The 20,967-nt window shown below is 71.0% G+C and carries 21 protein-coding genes and 1 other RNA gene; 16 read left to right on the top strand and 6 right to left on the bottom strand.

The window, feature by feature from the left end; translation table 11 throughout:
- Positions 1 to 278: 278 nt before the first annotated feature.
- The 8 genes from BLS99_RS18430 to BLS99_RS18395 all read left to right on the top strand — a co-directional run bounded on the left by BLS99_RS18430 (position 279) and on the right by BLS99_RS18395 (position 8,807).
- Entirely contained in the window at positions 279 to 1,412 is a 1,134-nt protein-coding gene (locus tag BLS99_RS18430; RefSeq protein ID WP_091052978.1) for a glycerate kinase family protein, read from the top strand.
- 215 nt (positions 1,413 to 1,627) lie between these two features.
- The gene (gene erpA / locus BLS99_RS18425; RefSeq protein ID WP_091052975.1) at positions 1,628 to 1,978 is read left to right on the top strand and encodes an iron-sulfur cluster insertion protein ErpA; all 351 of its coding nucleotides are present in this window, start codon (positions 1,628 to 1,630) and stop codon (positions 1,976 to 1,978) included.
- A gap of 155 nt (positions 1,979 to 2,133) precedes the next feature.
- Positions 2,134 to 2,838, top strand: coding sequence for a carbohydrate kinase family protein (locus BLS99_RS18420; RefSeq protein ID WP_143034861.1), 705 nt, complete (start codon positions 2,134 to 2,136; stop codon positions 2,836 to 2,838).
- Between the two features lie 213 nt (positions 2,839 to 3,051).
- Entirely contained in the window at positions 3,052 to 4,716 is a 1,665-nt protein-coding gene (locus tag BLS99_RS18415; RefSeq protein WP_091052970.1) for a peptide ABC transporter substrate-binding protein, read from the top strand.
- Positions 4,717 to 4,810: 94 nt separating this feature from the next.
- Positions 4,811 to 5,821: an ABC transporter permease gene (locus BLS99_RS18410; RefSeq protein ID WP_091052967.1), complete on the top strand. Its 1,011-nt coding sequence runs from the start codon at positions 4,811 to 4,813 to the stop codon at positions 5,819 to 5,821.
- The gene (locus BLS99_RS18405; protein WP_091052964.1) at positions 5,814 to 6,734 is read left to right on the top strand and encodes an ABC transporter permease; all 921 of its coding nucleotides are present in this window, start codon (positions 5,814 to 5,816) and stop codon (positions 6,732 to 6,734) included. The genes BLS99_RS18410 and BLS99_RS18405 overlap by 8 nt, the downstream gene beginning before the upstream one ends.
- A gap of 5 nt (positions 6,735 to 6,739) precedes the next feature.
- Positions 6,740 to 7,777 (top strand): ABC transporter ATP-binding protein, encoded by a 1,038-nt coding sequence (locus BLS99_RS18400; RefSeq protein ID WP_218126673.1) that lies wholly within the window; start codon positions 6,740 to 6,742, stop codon positions 7,775 to 7,777.
- Positions 7,767 to 8,807: an ABC transporter ATP-binding protein gene (locus BLS99_RS18395; protein WP_091052959.1), complete on the top strand. Its 1,041-nt coding sequence runs from the start codon at positions 7,767 to 7,769 to the stop codon at positions 8,805 to 8,807. Before BLS99_RS18400 ends, BLS99_RS18395 begins: the two co-directional genes overlap by 11 nt.
- A gap of 41 nt (positions 8,808 to 8,848) precedes the next feature.
- Here the strand turns inward: BLS99_RS18395 and BLS99_RS18390 are convergent, their stop codons facing one another.
- Together BLS99_RS18390 and BLS99_RS18385 are read right to left on the bottom strand one after the other, a co-directional pair.
- A complete protein-coding gene (locus BLS99_RS18390; RefSeq protein WP_091052957.1) occupies positions 8,849 to 9,727 on the bottom strand; it encodes a metallophosphoesterase in 879 nt (292 codons plus the stop codon).
- A gap of 52 nt (positions 9,728 to 9,779) precedes the next feature.
- The gene (locus BLS99_RS18385) at positions 9,780 to 10,313 is read right to left on the bottom strand and encodes a hypothetical protein (RefSeq protein WP_091052955.1); all 534 of its coding nucleotides are present in this window, start codon (positions 10,311 to 10,313) and stop codon (positions 9,780 to 9,782) included.
- Between the two features lie 136 nt (positions 10,314 to 10,449).
- On the opposite strand from BLS99_RS18385, the gene BLS99_RS18380 reads away from it, so the two are divergent.
- Positions 10,450 to 11,034 (top strand): hypothetical protein, encoded by a 585-nt coding sequence (locus BLS99_RS18380; RefSeq protein WP_091052953.1) that lies wholly within the window; start codon positions 10,450 to 10,452, stop codon positions 11,032 to 11,034.
- Positions 11,035 to 11,227: 193 nt separating this feature from the next.
- Here the strand turns inward: BLS99_RS18380 and BLS99_RS18375 are convergent, their stop codons facing one another.
- Both BLS99_RS18375 and BLS99_RS18370 read right to left on the bottom strand, forming a co-directional pair.
- Positions 11,228 to 11,830: a superoxide dismutase gene (locus BLS99_RS18375; RefSeq protein ID WP_091052950.1), complete on the bottom strand. Its 603-nt coding sequence runs from the start codon at positions 11,828 to 11,830 to the stop codon at positions 11,228 to 11,230.
- A gap of 153 nt (positions 11,831 to 11,983) precedes the next feature.
- A complete protein-coding gene (locus BLS99_RS18370) occupies positions 11,984 to 13,108 on the bottom strand; it encodes a cysteine desulfurase family protein (RefSeq protein WP_091052947.1) in 1,125 nt (374 codons plus the stop codon).
- A gap of 142 nt (positions 13,109 to 13,250) precedes the next feature.
- On the opposite strand from BLS99_RS18370, the gene ctaC reads away from it, so the two are divergent.
- From ctaC to BLS99_RS18355, 3 genes are all read left to right on the top strand, one after another.
- Complete coding sequence (gene ctaC, locus BLS99_RS18365) at positions 13,251 to 14,171, top strand: aa3-type cytochrome oxidase subunit II (protein ID WP_091052944.1); 921 nt, start codon at positions 13,251 to 13,253, stop codon at positions 14,169 to 14,171.
- 10 nt (positions 14,172 to 14,181) lie between these two features.
- Positions 14,182 to 14,628, top strand: coding sequence for a cytochrome c oxidase subunit 4 (locus BLS99_RS18360; protein WP_091052942.1), 447 nt, complete (start codon positions 14,182 to 14,184; stop codon positions 14,626 to 14,628).
- 78 nt (positions 14,629 to 14,706) lie between these two features.
- A complete protein-coding gene (locus BLS99_RS18355) occupies positions 14,707 to 15,243 on the top strand; it encodes an NUDIX hydrolase (protein ID WP_425432625.1) in 537 nt (178 codons plus the stop codon).
- A 14-nt stretch (positions 15,244 to 15,257) separates the two neighbouring features.
- On the opposite strand, the gene rnpB is transcribed toward BLS99_RS18355, so the two are convergent.
- Positions 15,258 to 15,642: RNase P RNA component class A (gene rnpB, locus BLS99_RS18350), an RNA gene on the bottom strand.
- A 31-nt stretch (positions 15,643 to 15,673) separates the two neighbouring features.
- Here rnpB and BLS99_RS18345 point away from each other — a divergent pair.
- The 4 genes from BLS99_RS18345 to BLS99_RS18330 all read left to right on the top strand — a co-directional run bounded on the left by BLS99_RS18345 (position 15,674) and on the right by BLS99_RS18330 (position 20,038).
- The gene (locus tag BLS99_RS18345; RefSeq protein WP_091052939.1) at positions 15,674 to 16,432 is read left to right on the top strand and encodes a sulfite exporter TauE/SafE family protein; all 759 of its coding nucleotides are present in this window, start codon (positions 15,674 to 15,676) and stop codon (positions 16,430 to 16,432) included.
- A 60-nt stretch (positions 16,433 to 16,492) separates the two neighbouring features.
- Positions 16,493 to 18,256, top strand: a complete 1,764-nt coding sequence (locus BLS99_RS18340) for an NAD+ synthase (RefSeq protein WP_091052937.1) — start codon at positions 16,493 to 16,495, stop codon at positions 18,254 to 18,256.
- Positions 18,257 to 18,400: 144 nt separating this feature from the next.
- Positions 18,401 to 19,267: a 3-methyl-2-oxobutanoate hydroxymethyltransferase gene (gene panB / locus BLS99_RS18335; protein WP_091052935.1), complete on the top strand. Its 867-nt coding sequence runs from the start codon at positions 18,401 to 18,403 to the stop codon at positions 19,265 to 19,267.
- Between the two features lie 90 nt (positions 19,268 to 19,357).
- Positions 19,358 to 20,038: an HAD family hydrolase gene (locus BLS99_RS18330; RefSeq protein ID WP_091052933.1), complete on the top strand. Its 681-nt coding sequence runs from the start codon at positions 19,358 to 19,360 to the stop codon at positions 20,036 to 20,038.
- Between the two features lie 180 nt (positions 20,039 to 20,218).
- On the opposite strand, the gene BLS99_RS18325 is transcribed toward BLS99_RS18330, so the two are convergent.
- The gene (locus BLS99_RS18325; RefSeq protein WP_176953427.1) at positions 20,219 to 20,923 is read right to left on the bottom strand and encodes an MOSC domain-containing protein; all 705 of its coding nucleotides are present in this window, start codon (positions 20,921 to 20,923) and stop codon (positions 20,219 to 20,221) included.
- Positions 20,924 to 20,967 lie beyond the last annotated feature (44 nt).

Genomic DNA, 20,967 nt, shown 5'->3' with positions numbered 1-20,967 from the left:
AACCGGGGGGCCCTCCCGGACCCGCGCGATGCACCCTGCCCGAAAACCAGGGCCCTGCCCGGAGACCGCCGCCGAGGCCGCGCCTTCGAAGCGGCGATGTCGCACCCCGCAGGCACCATTGCAACCGGGGGCGCTGCCAGACCCGAGTGATCCCGCCTGCCCGAAAGTCGCCCTCACCACCCGCGGGCCGGGCGTCGCCCGCCCGCCGGACGCCGCCGTCGTACCCGTCAGGCACCCTTGCAACCGGGGGCGTCTCAGGATCGGCAAGCGATTACCTCATGTTCTGCGGCATCCACTACCCTCGACGTGTGCGCATCCTCATAGCTCCCGACAAGTTCGCCGGAACCATGAGCGCCGGCGAAGCCGCCGACGCCGCAGCCGAAGGCTGGCTGCGCGCCCGCCCCGGCGACACCGTCGACACGCTCCCGCTCGCCGACGGCGGCCCCGGCTTCGTCGACGTCCTCGCCCGCGCCCGGCCCGCCGCGGCCCTGCGCACCGTCGACGTCTTCGACCCGCTCGGCCGAGTCGTCAAGGCCGACTACCTCCTCGACGGCGCCACCGCCTACATCGAGTCCGCCGCCGCCTGCGGCCTCCACCTCCTCGCCCCCGAGGAGCGCGACCCCGTGCGCACCACCACCTTCGGCGTCGGCCAGCTCATCGCCCACGCCATCGAGTCCGGCGCCCGCCGGGTCGTCATCGGCCTCGGCGGCTCCTCCACCAACGACGCCGGCGCCGGGATGCTCACCGCCCTCGGCTGCGTCTTCCGCGACCTCGCGGGCGAACCCGTCCCCTACGGCGGCGGCGGCCTGACCTCGGTCCACACCGTCGAGGGCCAGCCCCGCACCCGCGGCGTCATCTTCACCGCCGCCACCGACGTCGACTCCCCGCTCCTGGGCCCGCACGGCGCCACCCACGTGTTCGGCCCCCAGAAGGGCGCCGACGCCCGCACCGTCGAGAGCCTCGAACGCGCGGTGGCCCACTTCGCCCGCACCCTCGAGGACACCCTCGGTCTGCACGGCGCGGCCGAGAACCCCGGCGCGGGCGCCGCGGGCGGCATGGGCTTCGCCCTCTTCCTCCTCGGCGGCTCCCGCGAGTCCGGCGCCCGCCTCACCTGCGACGCGGTCGGCCTCGACGCCAAGATCGCCGCCGCCGACCTCGTCGTCACCGGCGAGGGCTCCTTCGACGCCCAGAGCCTGCGCGGCAAGCTCGCCGCCGAGGTCGCCGCGGGCGCCGCAGCGAGCGGCAAACCCTGCGTGGTCCTCGCCGGGCGGGCCGAGATCGACGCCCATCCGTCCCTCGCGGGCGTGTACTCCGTCACCGAACTGCTCGGCAGCGCCGAGGAGGCCATGGCCAGACCCGTCGAGGGACTGACCGCGCTCGCCGAACGAGTGGCGAAGGAATGGCAGGAATAGGTACCGTCGGACACCAGCCGGAACGGCGTGTCACCTCATCGCGATGGTGGCCTCGGAAATGTGCGTCCCGATTCCCGCCGCAACGCCGCGGGAATAGAGACGCGCCTGATCCGGTTGGGTACTGTTGACGGGTCGAATCGACCCGGCGACCCGGGTCTCGCACACATCATGAGGAGTAGCAAGTGAGCGCCACTCAGCAGGCTGACACCGATCAGTTGAACGACGCCAAGGACAGCGCCAAGGTCGGCGTCGTGCTCACCGAAGCCGCGGCCACCAAGGTCAAGGCCCTGATCGAGCAGGAAGGCGAAGAGGGCCTGCGCCTGCGCGTCGAGGTCAGCCCCGGCGGCTGCTCCGGCCTGCGCTACGGCCTGTACTTCGACACCGACGTGCGCGACGGCGACACGGTCCAGGACTACGAGGGCTTCGGCGTCATCGTCGACAAGATGAGCATCCCGTACCTCATCGGCGCGAGCATCGACTTCGCCGACCGGATCGACGCCCAGGGCTTCACCATCGACAACCCGAACGCCCAAGGCTCCTGCGCCTGCGGCGACTCGTTCCACTAGGCCCCCGGCCAGACTCGCGAAGCCCGGTCGGACGCTTTCGCCGGCCGGGCTTCGGCGTGCGCTAGGCTGAGCGGCCCCCGCCGGACGCTCCGCTTTCGTCCCGCACTTTCCGAATTCCGATCATCCCGTCCCCGACGATAACGAGGACCTTCTCAGTGGCACTTGTCGTGCAAGGCATGAAGACCGCCGTCACCGGAACGACCGCCGAGGCCGTCGGCCACGGCCTGGCCCGCCTCGGGCAGGCCCCGGTCGTCCTCGGCGCCGACGAGCTCGACCTCATCGAGGTCATGGAGCGCGGCGGGTCCCTCGGACTCATCCACATCGGACCGTCCGAGGCCAAGGCCATGCACGCCTACGCCGACCAGGCCCGCGACCTCGGCCTGGAGTTCAGCGCCGACCCCGGCGACCTGGAGGGCGACGAGGCCGTCGAGTTCCTGTCCGGCGCCAAGTTCCTCGTCACCACCGAGCACCGCTACCACCTGCTCCAGGCCACGACCGGCCTCACCGACGACGAGATCCTCGAACTCGTGCGCGTCCGCGTGACCACGCTGGACCAGGACGGCGTCGAGGTCGCCGGCCACGACATGGACCGCGTCCGCGTCCCGTTCGCGCGCGCCCGCGAGATCATCGACCCCGCCGGGGGCGTCGAGGCGTTCACCGCCGGGCTCCTGGCCGGGCTCGGCTGGGGCATGGGCCTGCGCCGCTCCTCCGAGGTCGCCAGCCAGCTCACCGCGCTGGCCCTCGAATCCGTTGGCCCGCAGGGGTACTCGGTCAACCCGGTCGACTTCGTCAACCGCCTGGAGCAGTCCTACGGCCCCGCCGCCGCGGCGGAGGCGTCCGCGTACCTGCTGCCCGAGTGACCCCACGGGTCGTATCGACACGCAACGGCCACATTCGTCTCACAAAGCGGTGCAAATTCGGCAATACCGCCGTCACAATGCACGCGCAAGGTCTCTGCTTACCGTCCGCTAGGTAACGATTTCACAACGCACTCTTTCAATTAGTTGTGTTGTGCGACATGGTGTGAGTTATCCCACGACCCACTCACACTCTGGAGCGTCCCAGTGCGACGAATGCGAATGACGGTGGCCGCCATGGCGGTCGCCGGGCTCGCGGTATCCACCGCGGCCTGTGCCGGCGACGAAGGCGACGTCGACGGTGAAGGCGGAGGCAGCGGCGGCACCGTCAACATGCAGATCGGCGAGATCCGCAGCCTCGTCCCGGGCGGCTCCGGCGAGTCCGAGGGCTACCGCATCATCAAGAACGTCTACGACGGCCTGGTCTACTACGACCGCGAGACCGGCGAGCCGGAGAACCTCGTCGCCGAGGAGATCTCCTCGCCGGACAACCAGGTCTGGACGATCACGATCAAGGACGGCCTCACCTTCCAGAACGGCGAGCCGGTGAACGCCGACGCGTTCATCCGCTCGTGGGACCGGACCGCGCTGGCGTCCAACTCGCTGCCGCTCAACTACTTCTTCGGCACCTTCGAGGGCTACGCCGAGATGAACCCCGACCCGCTCCCCGAGGACCAGTGGGCCGACCCCGAGGTGCCCGAGTGGGCCCCGATCGCCACCACCCACCTCTCCGGCGTCACCGCCGTCGACGACCTGACCATCGAGGTCAAGCTGGCCGCGCCGTTCATCGGCTTCCCGACCATGCTCGGCTACGAGGCGTTCTACCCGGTCGCCGAGGCGTGCCTGGCCGACCTAGAAGCCTGTGAGGCCACGCCGATCGGCAACGGCCCCTTCATGTTCGAGGAGCCGTACGACATCGAGTCCGGCGGCACCGCGGTCCGCTGGGAGGACTACGCGGGCGACATGCCGGCGCAGATCGACGCCGTCAACTGGAAGGTCTACCTCGAAGGCGACGACTGCTGGGCGGACTTCCTCACCGGCGACATCGACGTCTGCCGCCCGACCGCGGCCGACTACGAGAACGCCATGAACGACCCCGACCTCGAATCGCGCCACATCCAGCAGGACGACCCGAGCATCCTCGTGCTCGGCTTCCCGCTCTACGACGCGAAGTACCAGGACGTCAACCTGCGCCGCGCCATCTCGATGGCGATCGACCGCGAGGGCGTCGCGAACGTCGTCGGCCCCGAGCGCTTCTACCCGCTCGACCAGTGGGTCCCCGAGTCGATCCTCGGCGGCGGCACGCACTCCTGCGGCGAGTACTGCGTCTACGACCCCGAGGCCGCGGCGGCGCTCCTCGCCGAGGCCGGCGGCTGGCCCGAGGGCGAGAAGATGCAGATCTGGGTGAACGACGCGGCCGACAACGTGGACATCTTCCGCGCCATCGGCGACTCGATCTCGCAGTCCCTCGGCATCCAGTACGAGCTGGTCACCCTCGACTTCCCCGAGTTCCTGGCCACCCGCGAGGAGCACAACCTCGACGGCCCGTTCCGCTCCGGCTGGGGCCCCGACTACAACCTCAACGAGAACTACCTGGAGCCGATCTACGGCGGCGGCGCCTCCGTGAACGACTACGGCTGGGAGAACGCCGCCTACGACGCCAAGATCGCCGAGGCCGGCTCCGCCGCGACCCTCGACGAGGCCGTCGCGCTCTACGCCGAGGCCGAGGCGATCCTCGCCGCGGACATGCCGAGCGTCCCGGTGTTCGGCGAGCGGTTCAACTACTTCTACACCGAGCGGCTCGAGAACGTCTTCGTCCACCCGATCTACAGCGGGCCGGGCGGCGACTGCGAGCTGCGCGAAGTCACGATCGCCGAGTAGCGCCTACAACTGAAGACCGCCCGGGCGGGACCGCCGCGGCTGCGCGAGCATGCCGCGGCGGCCCCGCCCGGGGGCTCTGGAATTGGAAAGAACCATGGGACGCTATGTGATCCGCCGCCTCCTCCAGGCGCTACTGACCCTCGGGATCGTGCTCTTCCTGCTCCACTACCTGACCGCCCTGTCCGTCCAGATCCGGGGCAACCCGGCGCTGCTGTTCTTCGGCGGCGACCGCACCCCCGACCCCGGCATGCTCGCCCAGGTCGAACGCCTCTACGGCCTCGACAACAAGTGCTACGAGCGGGTGGGCGACCCGTGCCTGTCGCCGTTCGTCGACCGCCTCCAGAACTTCGTCCAGGGCGACTTCGGCACCACCCTCAACGGCAACCGGGACGTCGGCCAGCTCCTGGCCATCTACATCCCGAACACCCTGCGGCTGTTCATCTTCGCCACCATCACCCTGGTGACCGTGGCGATGGTCCTCGGCACCTGGGCCGCCCGCCACCGCGGCAAGTTCATCGACCACACCGTGCGCGGCACCACGATCCTCGCCGACTCGATCCCGGTGTTCCTCATCCTGCTGTCCTACGTGTACATCGTGGCGGTCCCGCTCACCCGCTGGGCCAGGGGGATCTGGGGCACCGAGTCGTTCATGGGCCAGGTGTTCAGACCCAACTACAACGCCGACTACCCGTGGACGACGATCATCATCCCGGGCATCATCGTCGGCACCGTCGGCCTCGCCACCATGACCCGCCTCATCCGCGCCAGCCAGCTCGAGAACCTCGGCTCGGACTTCGTGCGCACCGCCAAGGCCAAGGGCCTCAAGCCGATGCGCATCACGATCGTCCACGTCATCCGCAACTCGATGATCCCGATCATCACCGGCGTCGGCTTCCTGTTCGCGTTCATGCTCTCCGGCGCCGTCCTCACCGAGGGCGTCATGGGCATCCCGGGCATGGGCCGCATGATCTTCCAGGCGGTGCAGCGCCAGGAGGGCAACCTCGTCATCGTCGGCCTCACGGTCTCGGCGGTGGTCGTGGTCTTCGTGAGCCTGATCGTCGACCTCCTCTACGCCGCACTCGACCCGAGGATCCGCTATGAGTGAGCTCACCGCCCCGACGCCGACCGCCGAGCGGCAGGCGTCGCTGTGGTCGGACGCGTTCCGCACCATGCGCAAGCGCCCCGACGTCATCATCGCGGCCCTGGTGCTGCTCTTCGTGTTCACCATGGCCGCGTTCCCGGGCCTGTTCACCGACAAGGACCCCACGGCCTGCTTCGGCCGCGAGGCGAAACTGCGGCCCGACACGTGGTTCACCGGCGACCACCCGCTCGGGACCGACGCGTTCGGCTGCGACTTCGCCGCGACCCTCGTCCACGGCACCAGGCCCACGATCACCCTGGCGCTCGTCGTCATCGTCGCCTCGGTCTTCGTGGGCCTGATCCTCGGCATCCTCGCGGGCTACTACGGCGGCTGGCTCGACACGCTCATCTCCCGGGGCCTCGACGTCTTCATCGTCATCCCCATGCTCATGGGCGCCGTCCTGATCCTGAGCCTGTTCCGCGGCCGCGTCGCCGCCGACAACCTGTTCGAGACCATCGCCCCGGCCGCGATATCCCTGTCGCTGTTCGGGTGGATGGAGTTCTGCCGGTACACGCGCGCGGCCACCCTGGAGACGAAGAACCTCGACTACGTCGTGGCCGCCAAGTGCCTGGGCGCGAGCGACCGCCGGGTCATGTTCAAGCACATCCTGCCGAACGCGATCGTCCCGGTCACCGCCGTCGTTCCCACCACCATCGGCGGCATCATCGTCACCGAGGCGGCGCTGGCGGTCCTCGGCATCGGCGTGCAGCCGCCCGCCACCAGCTGGGGCGTGCTGCTGTCCAAGGGCACCGAGTGGGCGGGCGGCGGGTACGTCTACCTCTTCGCCTGGCCGCTGGGGATGCTCGTCCTGACCGTGTTCGCGTTCGCGACCTTCGGGGACGCGCTCCGCGACGCCCTCGACCCGAAACTGAGGTGACCCCGGTGGCAGAGACCGTCCGCGTCATCGGCGACACCCTCCCGGGCGCCGACTTCAACTCCCCGCTGCTCGAAGTGGACGACCTGCACGTGGAGTTCCGGGTGCGCGGCCGCCGCGTCCCGGCCGTCCGCGGCGCGAGCTTCACCCTGGAGCAGGGCCGCACCCTCGCCGTCGTCGGCGAGTCCGGCTCGGGCAAGTCGGTGACCTCGCAGGCGATCATGGGCATCCTCGACACCCCGCCCGCGGCGATCACCGGCGGGGCCGTGCGCCTCCACGGCGTCGACCTCCTGGAGCAGTCCGAGGAGACCCGCAGGGAGGTGCGCGGCAACCACATCGCGATCGTCTTCCAGGACGCGCTGTCCTCGCTCAACCCGCTGTGGTCGGTCGGCTTCCAGATCGGCGAGCTGTTCCGCGTCCACCGCGGCTCCAGCCGCAAGGACGCGAAGCTCAAGGCGATCGAACTGCTCGACCAGGTCGGCATCCCCGACGCCAAGAACCGGGTCGGGCACTACCCGCACCAGTTCTCCGGCGGCATGCGCCAGCGCGTCATGATCGCGATGGCGCTCGCGCTCGACCCTGAGGTGCTCATCGCCGACGAGCCGACCACCGCGCTCGACGTCACGGTGCAGGCGCAGATCATGCGGCTGCTCAAGCGCATCCAGTCCGAGCGGCACATGGGCCTGATCCTGATCACGCACGACCTCGGCGTGGTCGCCGACGTCGCCGACGAGGTCGCGGTCATGTACGCGGGGGAGGTGGTCGAGCGCGCGGGCATCCGCGACGCGTTCAAGCGGCCGGCCCACCCGTACACGAAGGCGCTGCTGCGGGCGATCCCGCGCGTCGACACCGTCGGCCGGGAGCTGGAGGTGATCGGCGGCCTGCCGCCGAACCCGGCCGCGCTCCCGGGCGGGTGCCCGTTCCATCCGCGCTGCTTCGCGGCCGAGGACAAGTGCAAGTCCGAGGTGCCGCCGTGGACCGAGCCCGCCGAGTCCCACGGCTCCCGCTGCCACTTCGCCGAGGAGGTCTACACCGATGAACGCTGAACCCGACCGGTCCGAGACCGGGGCCGCGCCGGTCCTGGAGGCGAGCGACCTCGTCAAGCACTTCCCGATCCAGCGCGGCGTCGTCGTCAAGCGGACGGTGGGGCACGTGCAGGCCGTCGACGGCGTCGACCTGAAGCTCTACCCGGGCAAGACGCTCGGGGTCGTGGGCGAGTCGGGCTGCGGCAAGTCGACGCTCGCGAAGCTCCTGGTGGGGCTCGAAACCCCCACGTCGGGTTCGATCAAGCTGCTGGGCAAGGAGATCGGGAACCTGTCGGCGCGGCGCATCCGGCCGTTCCGGCGCGACATCCAGCTGGTGTTCCAGGACCCGTACACCTCGCTCAACCCGCGGCTCACCGTGGGCGACATCGTGGGCGAGCCGTTCGCGATCCACCCCGAGGTGGTGCCGAAGAACAAGCGCGCGGGCGAGGTGAAGGAGCTGCTGGACATGGTCGGGCTGAGCCCGGACCACGTCAACCGCTACCCGCACCAGTTCTCCGGCGGGCAGCGCCAGCGGATCGGGATCGCGCGTGCGCTGGCGCTGCGCCCGCAGGTGCTGGTGTGCGACGAGCCGGTGTCGGCGCTCGACGTGTCGATCCAGGGGCAGGTCATCAACCTGCTGGAGCGGCTGCAGAACGAGCTGGGACTGGCGTACGTGTTCATCGCCCACGACCTGTCGGTGGTGCGCCACATCGCCGACGAGGTCGCGGTCATGTACCTGGGCAAGGTGGTCGAGCGGGGGACGGGGCCGGAGATCTACGACCGTCCGCGGCACCCGTACACGCAGGCGCTGCTGTCGGCGGTGCCCGTGCCCGACCCGGACCTGCGGGGGCACCGGGAGGAGATCGTGCTCCAGGGCGACGTCCCGTCCCCGATCAACCCGCCGTCGGGCTGCCGCTTCCGCACCCGCTGCTGGAAGGCCACGGAGCACTGCGCCGAGGAGGTCCCGACACTCGCCGCGGGCGACAACGGAACCCACCCGACCGCCTGCTTCTACGCTGAGGAACGCGACGTCACGCACGCGGTGAAGTAGCCCGCAGGGGAGGCCGGGCCGCCTCCGGGCCCGGCCTCCCGCTAGTCCTCGGGGCCGAGGTGCCGCAGCGCTTCCCGCAGCTGCTCGCCGCCCATCTCGCGGAGCGTGTCGCCGGGTTGGAGGGTGTGGAAGACGGGGGCGCGGAGGTCGGCGAGGTCGATGAGGGTGGCGGCGGAGCCGTGCACGTACCGGATGGCCTCGTCGCCGCAGCTGAGGTCGCGGCGGTTGACGACGGCCGGGCCGGTCCACACCATGGCGTCGCCGAGCCGGCCGGCGAGCTGGAGGTGGTAGTGCCCGCACAGGATCACGCGCACGTCGGTGCCCTCGATCGCTTCGGCGAGGTCGCCGGGGTTGATGAGCGTGGCCGGGTCCTGGACGGCGTTGGGGAAGCGGATGGGCGGGTGGTGGAACGCGAGGACGGTGCCGCGCGGGGCGGGGGCGGCGAGGAGGCCGCGGAGCCAGTCGAGCTGGGCGGCGCCGATGCGGCCGTGGACCTTCCCGGGGACGAGGGTGTCGAGGGTGATGAGGCGGACGCCGTCGTGGGCGGTGGCGGCGGCGCGCTCGGGGGAGTGGACGGCGTCGATCGCGGCCTCGTGAAAGGCGCTGCCGCGCGGCCCGGTGTCGAGGTGGCCGCTGCCGAGCACTTCGGCGAAGGCGTCCCGGTCGTCGGCGTTGCCGGTGGTGAAGACCAGGGGCGCGCCGCGTTCGGCGGCGAAGGCGCCGATCATGTCGCGGGCGAGCCGGTAGGCGCCGGGTGAGCCGTCGTCGGCGACGTCGCCGGTGACCACGACGAGGTCGATCCGCCGCAGGGGCGCGAGGTGGGCCAGGAGGCCGGCCAGGGCCTCCGCGGCGTCGATTCCCATGCGGTGCAGGGCGCCGTCGCCGGTCAGGTGCGTGTCCGAAAGATGCAGAACCCTCATCCGCTGAGGCTAGCGGGTGCGGTCGCGGCGGTCGAGGGCTCGAGCGGCCGGGTCAGCGGGTGAGCGCGTCGGCGAGGGCGAGGAGCCCGGAGGCGAGGAGGATCGGGCCGGTGGTGGCCCCGACGACGGCGCTGACGGTGAGCGAGCGGGCCTTCGCGATGAACACCGAGGCGATCGACGCGACCGTCACGAGCGCGGCGGTGACGTGCAGCGCGGGGATCTCCAGGAGCACGGCGACGGGGAAGAAGTGCACGCCCACGACGAACGCGATCCACGCCGACATGAGGTCGGCCCGCTTGCGCCAGGCGAGGAGCCCGCAGCCGAGCCCGGCCAGGGCGAACTCGACGCCGACGATGATCCCGAACTTGGGGCCGACGCTCGCGTCGATCACCGAGCCGTCGGACCAGTGGCGCCACAGCAGGAGTCCGCCCGCGACCGCGGTGAGGCCGCTGAGGATCGAGCCGATGCGCAAGGGCCACAGCCACTTCGCGGGCGGGGCCTCCTGGGCCCAGCCGAACCAGGCCATGGCGAAGAAGCCGAAGACGGCGGCGGTGCCGGCGGCGTCGCGGAGGAAATCTGGGGTCACTGGGGGGCCGTTCTTCGCGGTGTCGGGGCGGGTGCGCCCCAGACTACCTGTGGCGCCGGACGCCCCCGGCGAGCTGGCCCCGCCGGACGCGGCCTCGTAGGATGGAGGTTCGCGCAGCCGATGATCGGAGACTTCCTTGTTCCGACCACTGACCGGACTCCCGGACCCCGCCCCGCGCCGTTCGCGGACGGCGTTCCTGACGGCGTCGGCGATCGCCGCGGTCTCCCTGGTCTGCGCCGCCGCGGTGTGGATCGCGGCCGCCGAGGCCCGCGCCGGGGCCGCCGAGCGCCTGCGCGAGCGCGGCGACGACTTCGTGGAGCTGTACCTCCTCCACCTCGACGAGATCGTGCGCTTCCGCTTCACCGACTCCGCCGTGGCGTACCTCGCCGTCGCGGTCCTGTTCGCCTCGCTGGCTGTGGCGATCCGCTTCGGTCCCCAGTGGTCGGTCGCGGCCACCGGGCTCCTCAGCGGCGCGGGGACGGCGATGATCGCGTGGTTCGGCCTCACGAAGCTCACCGAAGGGCTGCCGCTGGGCGACTGGGCCGGGTACGAGCTCACCGCGATGCTCCAGGAGGCCGCGCCCTCCTGGTACGGCACCGCCGACCACCTGCCGCTCCTCGCCACGGCCGCGGGCCTGCCGCTGGTCCTGGTGCTCCTGGCCGCCGGGCGCGCCCGCACCCGCGACGGGTACGAGTCCGAAGGCGCCGACCTGGGCTGGTGACGCGAAAGCCGCGTGCGCGTCGTGCGCTGCACGTCCTGACCACAAGGGGCCGAACGCGACAGCACTGCACGGAGACAGTGCTGCACAGAGACAGTGCTGCACCGAGACCGCGCCGCACGAGAACCGGGCCGCACGAGAACCGGGCCGCGACCGCACCACGGGGGGTGCGCGGCCGCGGCCCGGGGACCTGCGGTCAGACGGCCTTGGCCGCCTCGTAGCGCGCGGCCACGTCCTGCCAGTTCACGACCTCCCACATCGCCTTGACGAAGTCGGGCCGCACGTTCTTGTACTGGAGGTAGTACGCGTGCTCCCACGCGTCGAACGCCAGCAGCGGCACGGACGTCTGGGCCACGTTCCCGTGGTGGTCGTAGACCTGCTCCACGATGAGCCGCTTCGACAGCGGCTCGTACGACAGCACGCCCCAGCCCGAGCCCTGCACGAGCGTCGTCGCCGCCGAGAGCTGCCCGTGGAAGCCCTCGAACGACCCGAAGTACTCGTCGATCGCCTCGGCCAGGTCGCCCTCGGGGCGCTCCCCGCCGTCCGGGCTCATGTTCTCCCAGTAGAGGGAATGGAGCACGTGCCCCGAGACGTTGAACGCGAGGGTCTTCTCCAGGCCCACGATCGAGGAGAAGTCCCCCTTGTCCCGGGCCTCGGCGATCCGCTCCAGGGTGTCGTTGGCGCCCTTGACGTACGCCGCGTGGTGCTTGTCGTGGTGCAGTTCGAGGATGTACCCGTTGATGTGCGGCTCCAGCGAGCCGTAGTCGTAGGGCAGGTCGGGCAGCGTGTAGACGGTCATCGTCGCCTCTCTCTATCGCGGCAGTTCGAACACTGTCGCCACAGTTTCACAACTGCAAGTCCTTTGCAATAGAAAGCCGCACGGGTCGCCCCGTGATCCCCGTCGTCTTAGGACCTCAGTCCGAGGACCCCTCGCAACCCAAGCCGCCCAACGTCATCGCGACAGCCGCCGGATCGACGCCACGATCCCCGGCAGCACCTCCAAGAACCGCTCCACCTCGGCCTCCGTCGTCTCCCGGTGCAGCGACACCCGCACGTTCCCGTGGCTGAGGACCCCCATCGCCTGGAGCACGTGCGAGGGCCGCAGCCGCGTCGACGCGCACGCCGACCCCGACGACACCGCGAAGCCCGCCCGGTTCAGCTCCGTCAGCAGCACCTCGCCGTCCACCCCCAGGCACGAGAACGTGACGATGTGCGGCAGCCGGTCCACCGGATCGCCCGGCAGCTCCACCTCCGGCACCGTCGCCGCGATGTGCTCCCGGATGCCCTCCGTCAGCACCCGCATCCGCGCCGACAGCGCCTCGCGCTCGGTCACCACCGCGCGCAGCGACGCCGCCGCGGCCACCGCCGCCGGCACGTCGACCTCGCTGACCGCCTCCCGGATCGAGGAGTCCTCCCCGGGGAACGGGTTGCGCCAGCGCACGCCCTTGCGCACCACCAGCAGCCCCGCCCCCGACAGGCCGCCCCACTTGCGCGCGCTGGCCGCGAGGACCGACCAGCCCTCGGGCACCGGCTCCCACGGCAGGCTCGCCGCCGCGTCGACCACGAGCGGCACGTCCCCGATGCCGCGGGCGATCTCCGCGACCGGCTGCCGGGTCCCCACCTCGTGGTTCGCCGACTGCACCGCCAGCACCGACGCCCCCTCGCCCCCCGCGACCGCCGCGAGGGGATCGGCGTCGACCCGCCCGAGCCGGTCCACCGGCACGACCGCGACCTCGCCGCCCCGCGCCTCGTGCCACTGGCCCGCGTGCAGCACCGACGAGTGCTCGACCGCGCTGTGGACGAGCGGTCCGGGCTCACTGCGCGCGGCGATGACGCCGAGTATCCCGGCGTGCACGGCCTGTGTCCCGCTCGATGTGAAAGTGACCTCATCGGCACTCACGCCCAGCGACGCGGCCGCCGACTGGCGCGCCGCCTCCAGCAGCATCCGCGAGCGCCGGCCCAATGTGTACAGTCGTCCGGGCCCGGCCCAGCCCTCCGACAAAGCCGCAGCATAGGCGTCGCGGGCCGCCGGATGGACCGGCTGGGCGGTCGCGCCGTCGAAGTAGGTCTCGGTCACGGGTTCCAATCTAGAAGACACCCTGACCCGAACCCAACCCCTTGCGCCCCGCTTCACGAGCCAAGCAGTAGGCTTCTGCCGTCAAGTCCGTGCCATTGTCGCCTGCCCGGCGGCGGACGCGGAGCCGAGCGCTGAGAAAGGCATGAGACAGGTGGTCGGAAAACCGTCCCGAGAACGTCGCGGCCGAGCCCGCCGCGCGATAGGTCTCACCGGGATCGCCGCGCTGCTCCCAATCCTCCTCGCGGGCTGCAGCCTTGACGACGCCTTCTACCTGGGCTGGCCCCGGACTCGCCCCACCACGCAGTCCGAGCAGATGTTCGACCTCTGGGTCGGTTCGACGATCGCGGCCCTCGTGGTCGGCGTCATCGTCTGGGGCCTGACCTTCTGGTGCATCGCCGCCTACAAGAAGAAGGACAGCGACACCGAGCTGCCCCGCCAGACCAAGTACAACCTCCCCGCCGAGCTGACCTTCACGGCCCTGCCGTTCGTGCTCATCGGCATCCTGTTCTACTACACGGTCATCGTGCAGGACAACGTCACCGAGATGAGCGACCAGCCCACGGCGTGCACCGAGGTCACGGCGTTCAAGTGGAACTGGCAGTTCACCTACACCGACGAGAACTGCGAGCCCCTGACCGGCGCCGACGGCGAGCCCGTCACCGAGACCGGCGACTCGGACTACATCCCGATCATCGTGGTCCCCAACCAGGACGACGTGCGCTTCGTCGGCGAAGCCGAGGACGTCATCCACTCCTTCTGGGTCCCCGACCTGCTCTTCAAGCGCGACCTGATCCCCGGCTCCGACGCGCAGACCACCCGCTGGGAGGTCGACTTCAACTCCGAGGGCACCTTCGTGGGCCGCTGCGCCGAGCTGTGCGGCGCCTACCACGCCTTCATGAACTTCGAGATGCGCGTCGTCTCCCCGGAGGACTACGAGACCTTCGTGAACGCCCGCGTCGAGGGCATGAGCACCCCCGAAGCCCTGGAGCTCATCGGCCAGGACGCGTACGCGACCACCACGCACCCGTTCAACACCGACCCGGCCTCGGGCGAAGCGAGCTAGGGGACCAGCGATGAAGACCGAGAACAAACTGTTCGCCATCGTGGCCGTGACGATGTTCATCTTCGCGGCCGGGTACGGCTACTGGACCTACCTGAACGAGAACCCGGCCTACGGGGTCCCGAACCAGGTCGAGTGGGTCGGCACCGTCGCCCTCATCTTCTCAGGGCTCTTGACCGGCATGGTCTGGCTGGTGTTCTGGGTGATCTCCCGCCGCATCGACCCGCGCCCGGAGGACCGCCCCGACGGGGAGATCTCCGACGTCTCGGGCGAGGTCGGCTTCTTCAGCCCCGGCTCGTACTGGCCGCTCGGCCTGGCGCTCGCCGCGGTCCTCACCGGCGTCGGGCTCGTCTTCTGGATGGCGTGGCTCATCACGGTCGGCGTCGTGGCGGTCCTGCTGGCCGTCGGCGGCCTCACCTACGAGTACTACACGGGCACGCGCAAGCTCGGCCCGCAGTAGCAGCAACGCGTTCGAAGGCCCGGAGCGCCACGCTCCGGGCCTTCCGCGCGTCTGTAGGGTGTGGGCGTGACTCCCTCTGTGCGGCGCCGGAAAGCGCCTCTGCTGCGGCGGTTCGTGGGCACGGTCTTCTACCGCCTCCCGCACCCGATGCGCCGCCGGATCGTCCGCATCGCCACGCCGACCTACACGCTCGGCTCCGTCGTCCTCGTCATGGACGAGGACCGCACGCGGCTGCTGATGCTCAAGCAGCCCCCAGGGAAGCGCTGGTCGCTCCCGGCGGGCCTGCTCAACCGGCGCGAGCAGCCCGTCGAGGGCGCCCGCCGCGAACTCGCCGAGGAGACCGGCATCGAGGCCGACCCGGCCGAACTCGCCCCCGCGCGGCCCAACGCGGTGGTCCACACGAACGGCCGCTGGGTCGACAACGTCTTCCGCCTGGTGCGCGACCCCGAGACCACCGAGGTCATCGTCGACGGCCACGAGGTCTGGGACGCCGGCTGGCACCCGGTCGACGCCCTCCCCGAGATGACTCGCGCCACCGCGAAGCTCCTGTCCCACTACGGCCTCGGCCCCCTCGCCGAGTCCGACCCGTCAGAGGAGCCCCCGGCCTCCGTCTGAGCGGCGGGGAAGAGGGAACGAGATGGCCGATACGCCGGGTTCTGTCGTTGAGCGGCCATCCATCTTGGCGCGCCGTTGCCGGCGCGCTCGAGCGGTCTACCCGTGAAGGCGCCCTCGCGGGCTCGGGCGGGCCGCCCTCGGTCCTTCACGCAGGGCCCCGAGGGGCCCCTCTTGACCTTGCTCCGGGTGGGGTTTACCGAGCCGCCGCCGTCGCCGGCGGCGCTGGTGGTCTCTTACACCACCGTTTCACCCTTACCAGTCGCCTGGCGGTCTGTTCTCTGTGGCACTGTCCCGCGGGTCGCCCCGGGTCGCCGTTAGCGACCACCCTGCCCTGTGGAGCCCGGACGTTCCTCGACAGTAGTGGTCTCCCGTCACTGCCGCGGCCGCCTGGCCATCTCGTTCCAGCGGTCAAGCGTACGCTGCGTGAGCCATGAATCTGATCGAGGTCTCCCTGCTGGTGCTCGCGGGCCTGCTCGGCGGCGGCCTCAACGCCGTCGCGGGCGGCGGCTCGCTCATCACCTACCCCACGCTGATGGCCGTCGGCGTGCCCGCGCTCCAGGCCAACGCCACCAACGGCATCGCCGTCGCCCCCGCCTACGCGGCGGCCGCGTTCGGCTCCCGCGAGAACCTGGCGCCCCAGAAGCGCCGCGCGCTCGCGCTCATCCCGACCGCGCTGGTCGCCTCGGTCTGCGGCGCGCTCCTGCTGCTGAACACCCCGCACTCGGTCTTCGAGGCCGTCGTGCCGTTCCTGGTCCTCGCCGCCACGGTCCTCATGGCCGTCGGCCCCTGGATCAACCGCAAGGTCACGGCCTTGAACGGCGGCCGGGACCTGCACCCGGTGGCGCTGCACGCGGGCGTGTTCGCCGGGTGCCTGTACGGCTCCTACTTCAACGCCGCGCTCGGCCTCATCCTCATGGCCGTCATCGCCATGGGCGTGTCGGAGAAGCTGGCCCGGATCGGCGCGCTGAAGAACTTCTGCACCATGATCGTCGGCGTGGTCACCAGCGTCATGTACGGCGTGTGGGCCGACGTCGCCTGGTGGGCCATCGGCGTCCTCGTCCCCGCCACGTTCATCGGCGGCTACATCGGCGCGCGCCTGTTCCAGCGCATCCCCGAGCGCCCGCTGCGCTTCGCCATCGTCGTGTACGGCCTGGTCCTGTCGGGCGTCCTGCTCGCCCGCTCGCTCTAGAAGCCCGGACTTCGCGCAAGTCACATGACGTAAGGAACGAAAACACGGAAGAATAGGCCCATGCCGACGCTCCGTATCGCACTCGCCCAGGACAACCCGGTGGTAGGCGACCTCGACCGCAACGCCGCCCTCATCCGCAGCGCCGCAACGGCGGCCAGCGCGGCCGGGGCGCACCTGCTCGCGACCGGCGAGCAGTCCCTCACCGGGTACCCGGTGGAGGACCTCGCCCTGCGCCACTCCTTCGTGGAGGCCAGTCGCGAGCGCCTCGTCAGGCTCGCCGAAGAGATCGCCGAGGACGGGAACGGCGCGCTGCCCGTCGTCGTCGGATACCTGGACGCGGACGGGCCGATCCCCGCGAGCATCGGCGCGGTCGGCGGACGGGGCATCCGAAATGCGCTTGCGCTGATCCAGGACGGCACGGTCCTGTTCCGCTACTACAAGCGGCACTTCCCTAACTACGGGGTCTTCGACGAGGAGCGGTATTTCGTTCCCGGCCACGAACTGCACCTCGCGCGCATCGGCGGGGTCGACGTGGCCTTCACCATCTGCGAGGACCTGTGGGGCGGGGTCCCGATCACCGCCTCGGCGCAGGCCGAGGCCGGCCTCGTCGTCAACATCAACGCCTCGCCCTACGAGCAGGGCAAGCAGGAGCGGCGCCTCGCCGTCGCCCGCGAGCGCGCGGCCGAGGCCGGCGCCCCGATCGCGTACCTGAACATCGTCGGCGGCCAGGACGAGCTGGTGTTCGACGGCGGCTCGTTCGTCGTCGCCCCCGACGGCAAGGTCCTCGCCTCGGCCCGCCGCTTCGGCTCCGAGCTGCTGGTCACCGACGTCGAGGTCGCCGCCGCCGGGAGCGGGGACGTCGCGAACCACTCCGCGACCGCGATGAGCACGTCGCTCCACGTCCTCTCCACCGCGCCCGCGACGGTCCAGACCCGCATCGAGCCGCCGTTCGCGCCCGAGCTCGACCGGCTCGAGGAGATCTGGGAGGCCCTGCGCCTGGGCCTGGGCGACTACGTGCGCAAGAACGGCTTCCGGTCGGTGATCTTCGGGCTCTCCGGCGGCATCGACTCGGCCCTCACCGCGGTCCTCGCGCGCGACGCGATCGGCGCCGACAAGGTCCACGTCGTCTCCATGCCCAGCCAGTACTCCTCGGGCCACTCGCTCGACGACGCCGCCGACCTGGCCCGGCGCTGCGGGCTCACCTACTCCGTGGAGGCCATCCAGCCGATCGTCGACGCGTACCTCTCCGAGGTCGCCGTCTCCGGGCTTGCGGTCGAGAACCTCCAGGCGCGCGTGCGCGGCACCCTGCTCATGGCCCTGTCGAACCAGCACGGGCACCTCGTGCTCGCGCCGGGCAACAAGAGCGAGTACGCGGTGGGCTACTCCACGATCTACGGCGACGCCGTGGGCGGGTTCGCGCCCATCAAGGACGTCTACAAGACCCTCGTCTACGCGCTCGCGACCTGGCGCAACGAAAAGGCCCGCAGCCTCGGCGAGACCGAGCCGATCCCGGAGAACACGATCCTGAAGCCGCCGAGCGCGGAGCTGCGGCCCGACCAGAGGGACTCCGACTCGCTGCCCGACTACGAGGTCCTGGACGGCATCCTCGCCGGCTACGTGGACGGGGACGCCGGCCGCGAGGACCTGGTCGAGCTGGGCTACCCGGCCGACGTGGTCCGGCGAGTCGCGGGCCTGGTCGACAACGCCGAGTACAAGCGCCGCCAGTCGGCGCCGGGCACGAAGATCACCGTGAAGTCCTTCGGGCGCGACCGGCGCCTGCCGATCACCAACCGGTTCCGGGGGCGTCCCGGCGAAGCGGGCTAGCGCGACACCACCGGGGCCCTCCCCGGGGGTGATTTGTCACAACGGCGTCGCGGACGCGTGACAGAGATATCGATGAGCGTTAGTTTTGTTCGGTAACCACCCGGGGACCGGCGCGCCGGCCACGAGGAGATTCGGAGCACGACGATGACGTCTTCATCGACTTCCCCCGCCAGCGGGGCCGACGAGATCCCGAGCCTGTACGGGCCGGGCACCACCGTGAAGCGGGTCCGCACCCGCCACCTCATCGACGCGAAAGAGCGCGGTGAGAAGTGGGCGATGCTGACCTCCTACGACCAGTACACCGCCGCCCTCTTCGACGAGGCCGGCATCCCGGCGCTGCTCATCGGCGACTCCGCCGCGAACAACGTCTACGGCTACGAGACCACCCTCCAGGTGTCCGTCGACGAGCTGCTGCCGCTGGTCGCGGCCGTGGCCCGTTCGACCAAGCGGACGCTCGTGGTCGCCGACCTGCCGTTCGGCTCCTACGAGGCCGGGCCCGCGCAGGCGCTGGAGACCGCCGTCAGGTTCATGAAGGCCGGCGCCCACGCCGTGAAGCTCGAAGGCGGGCGCCGCATGGCCGCCCAGATCCGGGCGCTCACCGACGCGGGGATCCCGGTCATGGGCCACATCGGGTTCACGCCGCAGAGCGAGCACTCGATCGGCGGCTACCGGGTCCAGGGCCGCGACGCCCAGGCCGCCGAGATCGTGGCCGACGCGCACGCCGTGGCCGACGCCGGGGCGTTCGCGGTGGTCCTGGAGATGGTGACCTCCTCGGTCGCCGCCGAGATCACCAAGCAGCTCCCGATCCCGACCGTGGGCATCGGCGCCGGACCGGAGACGGACGCGCAGGTCCTGGTGTGGCAGGACATGGCCGGGCTGCGCGGCGGGAAGCCGCCGCGGTTCGTCAAGCGCTACGCCGACCTCGCCTCGGTCCTCCAGGGCGCGGTGAAGGCGTACGCCGACGAGGTGCGCGCCGGGGAGTTCCCCGCGAGGGAGCACGGCTTCGAGTGACCCGCGTGCGCGGGTGAACTTTCCGAACGCCCGTGAGTCTGGTCGCCTTCCCGTTCAAGGAAGGCGGCCTTTCGCGTAGCGTCTCAGTACGTGAACGACGCCATCCTGCTCTTCGACTACGACGGCACCGTGCGGCTCGGCTCCGAGCACGCCGCGCACTACGCCCGCCTCGTCGCCGCCGAACTCGAACCCGCCGACGAGCGGGCCTTCCTGACCGCCCACGCCGCGTTCGTCGCCGGCAAGCCCACCACCGCCTCCACCTTCGACGCGTACGACGCCGACAACGCCGTGCGCCGCCTCGCCGGCGAGTTCGGCGTCCCCGACGCGGTCCGCGCCGCCCACTACGAGGCCACCCGTGAACGCATGGCCGCGGGGGACTTCGCGGTCTGGGCGCCGCCCGGCTTCGCCGAGTTCATCTGGGGCCTGCCCCGCTCGGTCGAGGTCCGCCTCGTGACCAACGCCCCCGAGGCGAGCCTGGAGCCGGTGCTCGACCGGCTCGGCCTCGACGGCCTCTTCGACGCGGTCGTCGGCGACGCCGCCAAGCCCGTGGGCCTGGAGCGGATGCTCGACGACCTGCTGGAGGACCGCAAGCCCGAGCGGATCCTCAGCGTCGGCGACATCCCCGTGAACGACCTCGCGCCCGCCGCCGACCGCGGCTGCGCGACCGCCTACATCGACCACTACGGGCGGCCCTGGCCGCGCGCGACCGCGTCCGGGCGCACGCTGGAGGAGCTGTACCCGTTCGTGCACCGCTGGGCGACAGTGTCTTAGAGCACGGTGTCCGAGAACGCGGTTTCTGAGCACGCGGTGCCCGGGAGCGCGGCGTCCTAGAGCGCGTACAGGTGAGCGTCGCGCGCGTCACGGGCTCGTGAACCCAGGATGTCGCAGTCGGCGTTTATGCTGGGATTGCGCCCTGAGCCGACCGATCCCCGGCTCAGGGCGTCCTCCGTCTCACCCCGCGATCGGGTCGCCGACCTTGACGACGACGCGCGCGGGGGTCGTCACGTAGATCCCGAAGTGGTTGTCGGTCTCCTTGATGATGTGCTTGTGCAGCTCCATGTCGCGCACGTTCGAGCCGTCGGGGGTCCAGCTCGGCAGGACGCACCGCTCGCACGGCTTCTGGAGCGTGAAGTCGTTGTCGCCCAGGCGGATCGACGAGCCGCGCTCCAGCCGGTACTCCGCGAAGGGCTCCAGGTCCGCGTCCACGACCACGTTCGGGCGGAACCGCGCCGCCGCGATCTCGCGGCCCAGCTGCTCGCTGAGCCTGCGCAGGCTCGCCTCGAAGACCACCAGCATCCGCCCGGCGCTGCCCCGCGTCCTGCGCAGCTCCACGCCCTTGTCGGCGCCGACCGTCTCGGCCAGGCGCGCGGGGAGCCCCGGGTCGTCCAGTGCCCAGGCCGCGCCGCCGGACTCGTAGAGCACCGGGTCGCCCGCCGCGGAGTCGGCGTTGCTGCATTGCGCGGGGTGCGCGGCCTCCCAGCCCATCAGCTTCGGATGGCTGCCGCCCCACACCGACTTGTCGGTGCCGGGCTCGAACACGCCCAGGAGCCGGTCGCCGGCGATCCCGTCCGCATCCACCACCGCCGAACGCAGCGGCTCGCCCCTGAGTCCCTTGACCGGATAACGCCACAACTGCCTGATCTCACCTGCGAACACGCATCCGAATGTACCTCCTCTCACGTTTTGGAGTCGCTCTGGCC

It is taken from the genome of Glycomyces sambucus (genome assembly GCF_900102815.1).
GTDB lineage: Bacteria > Actinomycetota > Actinomycetes > Mycobacteriales > Micromonosporaceae > Glycomyces > Glycomyces sambucus.
This window is presented reverse-complemented; position numbering and strand designations above follow the sequence as displayed.